This window comes from Actinomycetes bacterium (genome assembly GCA_036510875.1).
Lineage (GTDB): Bacteria > Actinomycetota > Actinomycetes > Prado026 > Prado026 > DATCDE01.
In genome coordinates, this window is the sequence record DATCDE010000124.1 from 1 (window position 1) to 12,044 (window position 12,044).

Sequence of the window (12,044 nt, forward strand, 5' to 3'; positions counted from 1 at the left end):
CTCCTTGGCCTGGTGGCCCTGATCGCCGGCGTGGTGATGCTGGTCGGAACCAGCGAACCGGCGCTGGCCGTCGTGATGGTCGCGATGGTCACGATGTGGCTGATCGCCACGATCCATCACAGCCGCCTCGCCAAGACCACCTCGCCAATGTCGGCGGATCAGCTGCGCGGGACCGGGAGGCGACGGGCCACAGTCTGAGGTCGCCCAGCCGCCCGCACCGAATGCCGGAAGGGGGCCGGTGGTGGGAGACGTACTCCAAGACCCGGCTGGTTCGGGGGTGGGGCGGAGCGTCAGGGCGGGCGGGGTTGCGCACTGCACAGTTGATGTTGATGGCCGAGTCTTCGTCGTGCGCATGACCGATCTACTGGTGCTTGTTGCCGTTGGCCGTTGCCCTGGATACGCGACTGGTCGGCTGGCCGCAGTGCTCGCAACGATCCCCAGCAGGGAAGCGGCTGCCAGGGGTGTCGGCCGCCGGCGCTAGAGGTGATGTTGGTCGCGGATGAGGCGGCCCTCGCCAAGACCGGGGAAGGTGGCCCGCCTGGCCGGCAGCAGCGGACGCCTCAGGACCCGCAACCGCATGATCTGGGACTCGCACCGCGGGCGAAGCTGAAGGACTGCTAGACCTGCGTCCTGCATGTGACGATGGCGTCCCGCGCAACGTGCACGCGATGTGCCGTTTCGTTGGTGGGGCGGGTCGGCACGTGCCTCGATCTGGCTGCCGGTGCGGCTTCGGCTGTGCGGAGTACGGCTGACCGTGAGCGGCAGGCTCTGCCAGCAGAACAGCCAGGCAACGGGGCCGTGGTCGGTCGCAGATCGGGAATGATAGGGGTGCGAGCGAGTCCGGCCCACAGGAAGGCGTCGCGCTGAAGCATGAACGCATGGAGCGATTTCTGCCTTCGTGGCGGGAGGGCCCGGCCAAGCGTTCCCTCATCGGTTTCTTGCGTGAGGTAACACGAGGCCGAGAGGAACTGCCGGTTGAGCAACGCGTTGCTGCGTTCGACCTTGACGGCACGCTGGTCTGTGAGAAGCCACGCACGGTGTTGGCCGAGTTTCTCCTCGATCAGGGAGCGTCAGCCGACGCAGACAGTGTTGGGCGTGCTGGCGCGAGTGGAGGTCATGACGTTCTACGAGAGCTCGGGGTGGTCTTCGCCGGACGTACGGTCATCGACTACGACGAGGTAGCGCGCGGGTTCCTGGCTCGGGCAGTGCATCCTCGGTTCGGCTGCTCATACCCCGGCCTCGCGTATCAGCCGATGTTGGAGCTCATGGCTCTGCTCGGTGCGCTGAAGTTCAGTGTTTTCATGTGCACGGGCAGCTCCCGCGATTTCGTCCGCGTGATGGCTGAATCTCTGTTCGGCTTGCGGCGCGAGATGATCATCGGCTCAGAAGTGCGGATCGAATCCCTCGGGGGTGCCTTGGTTCGCACCGCTGAGCCCGTTCCATTCGATGATGGGCCGGGCAAGACGGTGCATTTGTGGGATCGCACCGGGACTCAACCGCTCTTCGCCGCCGGCAACTCTGCTGGGGACATCGCCATGCTCCGTGCAGCACGCGATGGGTTGGTACTTCGCCACGACGACGAGGCCCGGGAGTACGCCTACGATGACCGGGAAATCCTTGCCGCGGCTGCGATCGAGCAGTGGACCGTGGTGAGCATGCATCGCGATTTCGTCAAGGTGTGGTCTCGCACCAGATGACCTGCTCTTCCCCTCAACGGAGAGCGCCGGCGGTAACCCGCTCAGCAGCAACACCTTCCGAACGCGGTACTGGCTGCCAGCCCTCGACTCGAGCGGACTTGGCTTCCACGTGCGGATCCACGATCTGCGCCACGCCCATGCGTCCTGGCTGCTCGCGGGCGGAGCCGACCTCAAGACCGTGATGGACCGCCTGGGGCACAGTCAGATCCAGACGACACAGAAGTACCTGCACACGCTGCCCGACACCCACGAGCAGGCGCTCGGGGCACTCACCCGGATCGAGAAGCAGCGCGCTCGTTGACGGACGTCACACCACCATCGGCTGCCACGGCGATAGGACACCACGCCCATGGACTCAACTCGTCACTGGGTGGCGAAGATCTACTAACCCGCTCGATAGCCGGCATTCGGTGCGCATGGAACCGCGGCTAGCGGTGCGCCGTCCCGGCGGTGTCGGCCATCAAGCTTGTCGGAGTCGCAGGCGTTGCCTGCTGCCTCCTTGCGGGTGCGCTGGTGGGGGCGGTCGAGAATGCCGCCCTGACAGATGCGACACGTGCGCGAACGCTGGCGGCCCGAGCAGTTCGATGCCGCGATTGCGCGGAGCTGAGTCGTCGCGTACCTGGTCGAAGTCGACGACACCCCACGGCGTCCCGTTCGATAGCGATCACGGTTCGCTGGGACGAGGCCAATGCCAAGGGTCGCGCCGGGTCCACGACGTCAGCTTCTCCCGCGCAGGGCAGGGATCGGACGCAGGCAGGGCACGCGGGACCTCGGGCCCTACGCCGGGTCCATTCAAAGGATTCAGTCTGGGGCTATGGCGACCAGGTCGATTCCAGGGTGGGGCACGGTTGCGCCGGGTGACGTGTCCGCGGCATCGAACGCTGGCTGGACGACGCGATCATCACCGCAGGGCAACCGACCCAGATGCGTGCCGACCTGCCTGAGCCGGCGCCCTCAACCAGCTCGACATCGCGGGCGACGTCCTCAGTGATGCTGACGTCGTCGTGGCGTACGGCAGTCCAAAGGGGATCTCCCCGGGGATGTCAGCCCTATGAATGGAGGGGAAGGATGAAGACTCCACAGAAGATGGGCGGCATTGCCGCACTGATCGGTGCAGCAACAAACCTCCTGGGCGGTGTGGTGTTTGCAACCTTGCTGACACCCAAAGGTCTCGGTTCCACAGACTCTGATCCAGGCAAGACCGTGGCTCTTCTTGCGGACAACCAGGGCGCCATGCGCGCGTTCTACCTAATCATCTTCTTGGCCTTCGGCGTGTCTTTGATCTTCCTGTCAGTGGCGCTACATGAGCGATTGAAGGCTGGGTCAGCTGTGCTGGCGCAGGCAGCGACCATCTTCACGCTGATCTGGGCCGTCCTGGTCATTGTGGTCGGCACACTCTCAATCAACGACTTGAGCACAGTCGTCAAACTCCATGGCGAGAATCCGGCTCAAGCTGCAACGGTCTGGGCGACGCTCGACTCTGTGGAAACCGGTTTGGGTGCTGGCGGCGGGGAAACGGTAGTTAGCGGCCTATGGTTCCTACTGCTGAGCTGGGCGGCCTTGCGGGCAGGGGTGCTTCCCAGGCTGCTGATCTACCTTGGCGTGGTGACCGGTGTAGCAGGTATCCTCTCGGTTCTGGCCTTGACTGACCTCACGTATGTCTATGGCGTGGGTCTCATCATCTGGTTCGTTTGGCTCGGGATCGTCATGCTGCGCAGGAGCCCTGTCCCAGCGGAGTAAAGACCCGCCACTGGGGCACGCCCAAGGGATCTAGGGCGTGTCTCCAATGAGCGTGCGTGTTCGTGGGGTTTGCTGGCGGGATGTCACGTTTTCGGAGGTTGACCGATGCTCAGTGGGCAGTCATCGAGCCGCTGATCCCGTCGTCGGAGGGTCGTTGCGGTAAGCCGTTGCGGGATTCGCGTCAGGTGGTTGATGGGATCGTCTACCGGTATCGCACGGGTATTCCGTGGCTCCAGCGCGTCGAACAGCGACCGCCGTTCGATCGGAACCGTCCCTCGTCGACGGTCCGCGGACCTCCGCTCATGCCGCGAAGCGTGTGCCCAGTACGTGCCGTTGATGGGCGGTCAAGCTCACCTGGCCGAGGCCGATCAAGTGCGGGCGATCCGAAGTGGGAGGGCAGTACCGGGACTCGGAGGTGCGCTCACGCCGATGATCGAGGTTGCTGCTGCTCCTGTGCGAGGCTGGCGTGGTGGCTCACCCAGGGAGTGTCGCAGTGTGGCTTGATCGGACTGCACCGTCGCGGACGCGGGCAGCCGTTCTTACTGCGTGTGTCCCATGTCGGATGAGCGAATGTGGTGACCTTCAACGCACGCTCATGGCACCCGCGCGCTCTGACGATCCGGCTGGGCGTGGTCGCGGATGCCGACGATGATCAGGTACCCCATGATCCAGACCTCGCCGATGATCGCGGGGACCGTCAGCAGCTGGGTGACGAGGTCGGCGTTCGGGAACGCGTAGCTGACAAACGTGCTGAGCAGGTAGCCCACCCCGCCCGCGATCAGGATCCAGCCCAAGGGCTGCGGCAGCCAACGCGAGCGGACCACGAGCCAGCCCATCGGGATCAGCCACAGGCCGAAGAACACACCCGCGACTCCCCACAGATGGCCGCTGGCGACGTAGAGCAGCTGCACGGTGGCAGCCGCACCGCCGGGCGTGGCCAACGACGCGTCGCCGGCCACGTCCAGGGCCGTGGCGAGCAGTGCCGCGCTGCCGAGGATCGCGACTGCGTTGACCATCCCGAACGCCGCGAGCGCGCCGGCCGCGACAGTGTCGACGCTGCGGAACAGGCGGTAGAACCACACCGCCGTCAGGGCCTGGGTCAACACGATGCCCAGCTCCAAGACGATGCCGACGCGCGCCAGGGTCCCGTGCTGCATCAGGTTCGACAAAGTGCCTTGGGCGTCGTCGGCGACGAAGAGCTGGCCGCGGACCAGCATGGAGCCCGAGATCCCGGTGATGAAGAAGGCGAGATAGAGCAGCCCGGTCGTGCGCGCCGCGCGGATGAGGTCGGCTCCGATCGTGTCAGGGGCGGAGCCGGTGCCGGTGCTCGTCATGGTCATGGCCATGGGGAACCCTCCTCCGTGGGGCTCGGGTGCGAGGTCAGAACTTGCCCAGTGCGATCTCCGACAGCAGCAAGGCAAGGGGAAGAAGTCCGAAAACGGTGGCCAGCGCGACCATCCAGGAGCGCTCGTGGTGACGGATCATCGCGACGAAGCCGGTGACGACAGCGCCGATCCCGCACGCCCAGATGCCCAGGCCCCACACGAGCTGTGCCCAGCTGTCGGTGTAGCTGGCGGCTGGTTCGACGACGTTGAGCGCGAAGGCAAGCACCAGCAGGACGACGCCCGCGACGCAGAGCCCTGCGAGCGTGACCGCCCGCCGGCCCACGCGGGATTGCGGCCACCCCCGCATGTCGTGACGAGTGCTGGAATGCGTGGTCATACCTCGGATCTCATCGTGGCGTGGCCCGGCCTACCAGAGTCCAAAGCCCTCCCCGGCGCCCCGCCCGAACGGTTCTGGAACAGCCGGACCGGAGAGCTTCCGGGGCGGCGACGTGCCCGCGTCATACCGCCGCGACAGCAGTGGGCTGTGAACCCTCCGCTCAAAGCCGCACTCCGCGCGGCACCCAGGCAGGCGGCGTTTGACAGCGCCTGTGGGACAAACGCCTCGGGGACCGCACCATTCGCCGGCGTTCATGGATAGCCGACAATCACGATGCCCTCGAAGGGGTCGTCACTCATGCCACCGCCCGAGCGCCCCTGCCGATCCAGGGCGGGTCGATCCGGCGCTGGGTGCGGTGCTGACACGATCTCGATCCGGCGGGCTGGCGCGGCCGGATGGGCGTCCGGTTCGGTGCTTGGGACAGGTGGTGACCTTCGCCTCTACGGAGGTTGGCGGGTGGGCCGGGAGGCTGTTAGGTGGCCGCCTGGGGCGGCGTAGCCCTGGCTGCACGTGTGGCGGCCGGGAGGTGAGTGGTGTGACTGATCTTCAGCACAGGATCGTTCCGACGACGACGCCGGTCGAGCACCACGGGTCGGTGCGTGAGCACCGGGCCGCAGCCACCACGGCCGGGGTTCTGTACATCACCGGGACGGTGGCTGGAGTCCTGAGCGTGGCCGTGAGTGCTCCGGTCCGTGGTGCGGTCGACCCGTTGGCCTACGGCGCGGAGCACTCCGGCACGGTGGTGACCGTGGCGCTGCTCGTGCTCGTGATGGGGCTGTCGCTCGCGTTCGTCCCCGTCGTGTTGTTCCCGGTGCTGCGCCAGGTCAACGAGGTGCTGGCGGTCGGCTACCTGATCGTTCGCGGAGCGGTCGAGACTGTCGGCTACGCCGTCATGGCGATCGGCTGGCTGCTGGTCGTGCCAATCGGTGCGGCCCTGGCGGCCGGAGCGGGCACCGGCACACCGGCCGGCGTCCGGGTCGGCAACCTGGTCATCGATGCCGACGCCGCGAACGCCGTGTTCACGATGGTGTTCTGCCTGGGTGCCGCCCTGTTCTACGTGCTGCTGTACCGCTCACGCATCGTCCCCCGTTGGATCGCGTGGTGGGGTCTGGCGGCGATCCCGCTGTACGTGGCGGCCGACCTGCTCGCGATGTACGGCGTGCTCGATGCCAACTCCTCCGCGCAGACTCTCCTGTTCATGCCGATGGCCGTGCAGGAGATGGTGCTCGCGGTCTGGATGATCGCGCGCGGCTTCCGTCCAGCGGCTATGGCGACAAGGTCCGGGCTCGTGAGCGGCACTCCGGCCGGCGCGTCGCGGTAGTGGGGTGGCGTAAACGAAGTGTCGTTAGGACTCGGGTTTGCCGAAAGGAGTGGGCGATGAGCACCGCGGCAGCCCGATCGCCGAGAGTGCCGCCGCCGTGGTTCGTGCACATCGCTTGGCGCGCTCATCGAGCGCTCTACCGGCTCAGTGGGGGGCGCTTCCTGTGGACCACGTCGAACAAGCGGGGCTGGGGTGCGCTGCGTCTTACGACCATCGGGCGGAAGTCCGGGCAGGAACGCAGCGCCATCATCGGCTACCTCGAGGACGGCCCCAACCTCGTCGCGCTCGCGATGAACGGCTGGTACGAGGGCCATCCCTCGCGGTGGCTCAACCTGCAGGCGCACCCCGACGCCGTTGTTCGAATGGCGGGCCAGCATCCGCGTCCGGTGCGCGCGCGCCTGGCTGCGGGGCAGGACCGTGATCGGCTGTGGCAGCGCTGGATCGACGTCGATCCGCAGATCGACGCCTATGCCGGCCAGCGGTCGACCGAGACGCCACGTGGTCGTCCTCGAACCACGCGACGGAACCGCCGCAGCAGACTCGGCGCGCAACAAGTGATCCGACGAATGGAGTCGTGATGGCTGAGACCCGGGCAGGCTGGTACGCCGACCCCCAAGATCCGCGCTACCTACGCTACTGGGACGGCGTGGCGTGGACCGATCAGCGGGCAGCTCTTCCGCAGGCCCCACCGCCGCCGCCACCGCTCCCTGCGCCGGGACCTGTTGCGCCCCGATCTGCGCCGGCGCCCTATCCGGCGCGGCTCCAGGTGGACTTCGCCACGTCGTACAACCGGCTGACGACATTCTTCCGACTCGTGATGATCATCCCGATCGCCATCGTCATGGGCGTCCTGACAGCCGGCGGCACGACGACCGCCTACGACCAGGCAGGAAGGACGGTGACCACGAGCACCGGCGGGATCGTGTCGGGACTGTTCCTGGCCACGCTCCTGATGATCCTGTTCCGCAAGCGCTACCCCCGATGGTGGTTCGACTTCGCCCAGGAGCTGGCCCGGTTCTCGACCCGCATCGGTGCCTACCTCGCCCTGCTGACCGATGAGTACCCGTCGACCGTCGACCACCAGCGGGTCCACCTCGACCTCGACTACCCTGACGCCGAGGCGGACCTGAGCCGCGGGCTGCCACTGGTCAAATGGTTCCTGGCGATCCCGCACTTCATCGTGCTGTTCGCCTTGACCATCGCGGCGTTCTTCGTGGTCGTCATCGCGTGGTTCTCAATCCTGTTCACCGGCCGCTACCCGCGCGCCCTCTTCGACTTCGTGGTCGGTGTAGGTCGCTGGTGGCTGCGCGTGGATGCCTACGCGTTCCTGCTCGTGACAGACCGCTACCCGCCCTTCTCGTTGGACTGACTACCGCCAGAGCCCAACTTCCCCACCGGGACCGCCCCGAGGTGCCGTTCAAGCGTGGGTCGATCCGGCGATTCGGTGCCGCCAGCGCCCTCCTTGTTCTTGGACGCCGAGGTCGTTCACGGGCCTTCTGCCCTGTTCGGACCCTGCCCGGAGGCGCATGCTGGGGGCGTGGCGACCACGACGATCACGAGTGCCTGGCGACCTGAAGAGCGCCTGACTCCGTGGTTTGTGTTTGACCTCGATCGACTCGCCTGGGTCGAGCAGCGGGCCGCCGAGTTGACTGACGATGAACGTCGCCTGGTCCGGGAATCCTGCGAGCGGATGCTCAGGGCCACCACCCCCGAGCGATAGCCGACCGTCCCGGTCAGTGCGCGCTGGAAGTGCCGATCATGCGGGGGTCACGCCGGCAACGGCCGGGCGCTTCGGCTGCGGGGGTTTTCGCCTACCGGCGGCCGACGTCCGACCCGGGATCCGCCAAGCGAGCGGGTCGCCACATGGTGGTCACGAATGGCCCGTGCCCTGGGGCCTGGAACTCCCCGATCTTCTGGAAGCCCACCGAGGCGTACCGGTCGTTGTTCACCGGGTTCGACGACTCCAGGTACGCCGCGACCCCTTCAGCGTCGATCAGGGCCAGGTCGTGGCGCAGCAACGACATCCCGAACCCGTGTCCTCGATGCTGGGGTGCGGTGCCCAGCAGGCTCAGGTAGTAGTGCGGCTCATCGCGGGGATGAGCGGCCGCGAACCGTTCGAACAACTCGAAGTAGGTCTCAGCGCGGGCACCCAGCACCTCGTGGGCGACCTGCGCCAGCCGGGTCTCCTGCTCCTCGGACATCTCCGTCCCGTTCGGCGGGATCCACACCGAACATGCCTCACCATGCTCGGTGAGCCACGTCCAGGGGTAGCGCAACGCCCCGTCCACGAAGACACGCCACAACCGGGCGTGGTGAGCGGTGCTGCCGTCTGGCCGCGCCATCGCCCACGACCACAGTGGATCGGTCACGAACGCGGCCGAGATCAACGCTGTGACCGCTGCGGCGTCCCCGGGTCGGGCGACCTGACATGGGATCTGCTGGTCCATCCCCGCCTCCCCAACGCACGACCCTCCAGTGAACCAAATGGCACGTCAAGCCGTCGCCCAGGGGCTGGCCAGGGGCGCAGCCCCGAAGCCACCTCAGCGAACATCCCGAGGGTGGACCTGATTCGACCGACAGAGAGACTCCGAATGACAAGCACCCATAAGTGATGCTCCCCGGGGTGATCCGGCACTATCGCTCGCATGTCCTTGACCGCATGACCAACTCTCGTCTTGCCGCCCCAGGCAGCCGCATAGCTCATGTGCTCACCGCCGAGCAATGAGGTTGGTGCGCCGAGTTGCTCGGCGCTGGGGAGTACGGCCTCGCGTTGGAGATGCTTGCTGACTGGCTCTGCGACGAGGAGACGCCCGTCCCGACCGGTGCCAGCGCCGAGGCCCTGAGCCTCGCTACGAAGAAGGGCGTCGAGGAGCGGAAGCATCCGGGCTCGCCTCGGATTGCCTCAGTCCGAGACGGAGATGACCAGCTTGCCGCGCACGTGACCCTCGCGGCTGCGCGCGAACGCAGCGGGCAGCTCCTCGAGCGGCAAGACATCGGCCACCGGGACGCGCAGCTGCCCGGCGTCGGCCAGCCGGCCGAGCTCGGCCAGACCCTCGGCCGAGGGCCGCACCCAAAACCACGAGCCTCCGGTCTCCAGCACCGACGCGTCAGCGATGGAGGCGTGCCGTCCGCCAGCGGTCAGCACGGCCATCGTGACGTCACGGACCCCGCCCACGAAGTCCGCGACGACGTCGACACCATCCGGCGCGACCGCGCGGATGCGCTCCACGACGCCGTCGCCGTAGGCAACGGGCGTGGTCCCGAGGCCGGAGAGGAACTCGTGGTTGACCGGCGACGCGGTGGCGATCACGCGGGCACCGCGCGCCTTGGCGATCTGGACGGCGAGGGCGCCGACACCACCCGCCCCGCCGTGCACGAGGACCGTGTCCGTGGCGGAGACGACCAGCCGGTCGAGCGTCTGCAGCGCCGTGAGCCCGGTCAGCGGGAGGCCACCCGCCTCGTCCCAGCTGAGCGCCGCAGACTTGCGTGCCACGCCACGCACGCTCATCGTCACGAGTTCGGCGAAGGTGCCGCCGTGGACGACGTCCTTGCGCGCGTAGGCCACGACCTCGTCCCCGACTTCGAACTCCGGGGTGTCGAAGCCGACCGACTCGACCGTGCCGGCGACATCCCAGCCGGGGACGACCGGGAAGACGGCGTCCATGAGGCCGTCCAGACCGCCGGACATCACCTTCCAGTCGACCGGGTTCACCCCTGCGCGCCTGACCCGGATGCGCACCTCGCCTGGACCCACCTTGGGGTCGGGCAGCTCCCGCAGGGTCAGGGCGTCGTCGGATCCGTACGCGTCATAGGCCATGGCTCTCATGCCTCAACGCTAGTCCGGTACCGGCGCCCCCACGATCATCGGAGCGTTCGCCCACTCACGCTCGGCACGGGAATGCGCCGCGCGGCTCACGAAGCGACATCCCCCGGCAAGAGCAGCCCTCGAAGCCGCGGCGGACGCCAACGAGCGGCGGCCCGAGGAACCGACGCCGCGTCGTTGGAGGGGACGTCCGCCCAAGTAGCCGCTGCCGATCGCGTGCCGCTGAAGCTGCACGCGATGCCGGCACGTGCGCGGTCGAGGTCAGGCATTCTGTGCGGGTGGAGCTGGATGAGATCAGGGCCGAGTGGGACGCCGAGGCGAACACGTTCGACCAGGAGCCTGACCACGGGCTGCCCGACCCGGCGACCCGTGCGGCGTGGTGGCAACTTCTGTCCGACGTCCTCCCACCAGCACCGGCGAAGGTCGCTGACCTCGGGTCGGGAACGGGATCGATCTCGGTCCTGCTGGCGCAGCACGGCTACACCGTGCACGGCGTCGACCTATCTGCACGCATGGTCGAACAGGCCACCGCCAAGGTCGCGCTGAACAACGTCACCATTCCCTTCTCGGTGAGGGATGCCGCCGACCCTGACCTGCCACCGGGTGGGTTCGACGTGGTGTTCGCCCGACACGTCGTCTGGGCACTTCCGGACCCGGCCACGGCGCTTGGCAACTGGGTGGACCTGCTGAGTCCGCGCGGACGCCTGGTCCTCGTGGAGGGCGTGTGGTTCAACGGTGCAGGCATCAGTTCGCAGGATCTGACCCGACTGGTCCAACCGCTCGTCTCGACCGTGGAAGTCACCCCGCTGCCCGACCCTCGATTGTGGGGTCGAACCATCAAGGACGCTCGCTACCTACTAGTGGCAACCATCTGACCGGGCGCCCCGACGTGCCGATCAAGCGCGGGTCGTCCGGGCTAACGAGCACGAGGAACAACAGCATGCACATCACGGAGTGCGGATTTGGCTCCGTTGATGCCGTGCCTGGCCCGCGCTCAACCCGCTGACCTGCGGTTCGGCGAGCTGGTGTAGTGGAGCCGTCCGGGACGGAGCTTGCTCCACCCGCGGTGAGTCTTCTTCGATCAGGCGCGCGGGTCCAACATGAACTCCCGGGCCTCCTGCGCACACCGGCAGGCGACCGCGATCTTCGCGGCCCAGGCCAGAGCCGCCTCCCGGGTGGGCACGTCGACGACGGTGAAGCCCCCGTTGAGCTCCTTGGTCTGCAGGTAGGTACCGGCGGTGACCGTCCCGTCACCGGCCACCAAGACGGGCGCCACGTCCTCGTCCAGGCCACCGGCGAAGATAAGCACGCCGGCATCCTTGGCCTCCTGGACCACCGTGTGGGCGGCCGTGTCGACCTCAGCCATCTCCTCCTCGGGGATGTGGTCCATCGCGCCGCTGGGGAACGAAATCAGGTACCGCGCCATGCCCAAGACCCCCTTGTACCGGCGCGGCCCCACCCGGCCGCCTCTGCCCTCGATCAGGCGCCTGTCGGTGCGGAGTCGACACCCTGCCGGAAGACGGTGTCAATGCGCCGGCCTCGCACGCTCATCGCGAGGGAGTCCGCGCGCAGGCCGTGGCCTGCCTACCGATGCACCTGTGCCTGGTCTGCGCAAGCGAGAGACTCAAGATGTGCCATTCTCATTCGCTTCCGGTCGCGTCCCAGATCCGGTGTAAATGCTCGGACGTGGGTTCGCCGTGAGTTGATGTTAGGCGACGGCTCCGACAGCGTCAGCGGCCTC

14 protein-coding genes and 1 pseudogene are annotated in these 12,044 nt (G+C 67.4%); 10 read left to right on the forward strand and 5 right to left on the reverse strand.

What is annotated here, in order from left to right; all coding sequences use genetic code 11:
* The 5 genes and pseudogenes from VIM19_07180 to VIM19_07200 all read left to right on the forward strand — a co-directional run.
* Positions 1 to 198: hypothetical protein (locus VIM19_07180; GenBank protein HEY5184675.1), on the forward strand; the 198-nt coding region annotated here is incomplete at its 5' end.
* 680 nt (positions 199 to 878) lie between these two features.
* Positions 879 to 1,697 carry an HAD family hydrolase gene (locus VIM19_07185; GenBank protein ID HEY5184676.1) on the forward strand — a complete coding sequence of 273 codons (819 nt, stop codon included), beginning with the start codon at positions 879 to 881 and terminating at the stop codon, positions 1,695 to 1,697.
* 1 nt (position 1,698) lies between these two features.
* Positions 1,699 to 1,998 (forward strand): tyrosine-type recombinase/integrase, encoded by a 300-nt coding sequence (locus VIM19_07190; GenBank protein HEY5184677.1) that lies wholly within the window; start codon positions 1,699 to 1,701, stop codon positions 1,996 to 1,998.
* Positions 1,999 to 2,765: 767 nt separating this feature from the next.
* A complete protein-coding gene (locus VIM19_07195) occupies positions 2,766 to 3,437 on the forward strand; it encodes a DUF4386 family protein (protein ID HEY5184678.1) in 672 nt (223 codons plus the stop codon).
* Between the two features lie 80 nt (positions 3,438 to 3,517).
* A pseudogene (locus tag VIM19_07200) lies at positions 3,518 to 3,667 on the forward strand (transposase).
* A gap of 363 nt (positions 3,668 to 4,030) precedes the next feature.
* Here the strand turns inward: VIM19_07200 and VIM19_07205 are convergent.
* Complete coding sequence (locus VIM19_07205; GenBank protein HEY5184679.1) at positions 4,031 to 4,783, reverse strand: DUF4386 domain-containing protein; 753 nt, start codon at positions 4,781 to 4,783, stop codon at positions 4,031 to 4,033.
* A 34-nt stretch (positions 4,784 to 4,817) separates the two neighbouring features.
* Complete coding sequence (locus VIM19_07210) at positions 4,818 to 5,159, reverse strand: hypothetical protein (protein HEY5184680.1); 342 nt, start codon at positions 5,157 to 5,159, stop codon at positions 4,818 to 4,820.
* 535 nt (positions 5,160 to 5,694) lie between these two features.
* Between VIM19_07210 and VIM19_07215 the strand changes: the two genes are divergently transcribed.
* The 4 genes from VIM19_07215 to VIM19_07230 all read left to right on the forward strand — a co-directional run bounded on the left by VIM19_07215 (position 5,695) and on the right by VIM19_07230 (position 8,200).
* Entirely contained in the window at positions 5,695 to 6,480 is a 786-nt protein-coding gene (locus VIM19_07215) for a DUF4386 domain-containing protein (GenBank protein ID HEY5184681.1), read from the forward strand.
* An 86-nt stretch (positions 6,481 to 6,566) separates the two neighbouring features.
* On the forward strand, positions 6,567 to 7,058 hold the full coding sequence (locus VIM19_07220) for a nitroreductase family deazaflavin-dependent oxidoreductase (GenBank protein ID HEY5184682.1): 492 nt from the start codon (positions 6,567 to 6,569) through the stop codon (positions 7,056 to 7,058).
* Positions 7,059 to 7,246: 188 nt separating this feature from the next.
* Positions 7,247 to 7,849, forward strand: a complete 603-nt coding sequence (locus tag VIM19_07225; protein HEY5184683.1) for a DUF4389 domain-containing protein — start codon at positions 7,247 to 7,249, stop codon at positions 7,847 to 7,849.
* A 168-nt stretch (positions 7,850 to 8,017) separates the two neighbouring features.
* Positions 8,018 to 8,200 carry a hypothetical protein gene (locus tag VIM19_07230; GenBank protein HEY5184684.1) on the forward strand — a complete coding sequence of 61 codons (183 nt, stop codon included), beginning with the start codon at positions 8,018 to 8,020 and terminating at the stop codon, positions 8,198 to 8,200.
* 91 nt (positions 8,201 to 8,291) lie between these two features.
* Here the strand turns inward: VIM19_07230 and VIM19_07235 are convergent, their stop codons facing one another.
* Positions 8,292 to 8,927 (reverse strand): GNAT family N-acetyltransferase, encoded by a 636-nt coding sequence (locus VIM19_07235; GenBank protein ID HEY5184685.1) that lies wholly within the window; start codon positions 8,925 to 8,927, stop codon positions 8,292 to 8,294.
* Positions 8,928 to 9,382: 455 nt separating this feature from the next.
* The gene (locus VIM19_07240; GenBank protein ID HEY5184686.1) at positions 9,383 to 10,306 is read right to left on the reverse strand and encodes an NADP-dependent oxidoreductase; all 924 of its coding nucleotides are present in this window, start codon (positions 10,304 to 10,306) and stop codon (positions 9,383 to 9,385) included.
* A gap of 275 nt (positions 10,307 to 10,581) precedes the next feature.
* Here VIM19_07240 and VIM19_07245 point away from each other — a divergent pair, with 275 nt between their 5' ends.
* Positions 10,582 to 11,178 (forward strand): class I SAM-dependent methyltransferase, encoded by a 597-nt coding sequence (locus VIM19_07245; GenBank protein HEY5184687.1) that lies wholly within the window; start codon positions 10,582 to 10,584, stop codon positions 11,176 to 11,178.
* 206 nt (positions 11,179 to 11,384) lie between these two features.
* Here the strand turns inward: VIM19_07245 and VIM19_07250 are convergent, their stop codons facing one another.
* Positions 11,385 to 11,729 carry a YciI family protein gene (locus VIM19_07250; protein HEY5184688.1) on the reverse strand — a complete coding sequence of 115 codons (345 nt, stop codon included), beginning with the start codon at positions 11,727 to 11,729 and terminating at the stop codon, positions 11,385 to 11,387.
* Between the last annotated feature and the right edge of the window lie 315 nt (positions 11,730 to 12,044).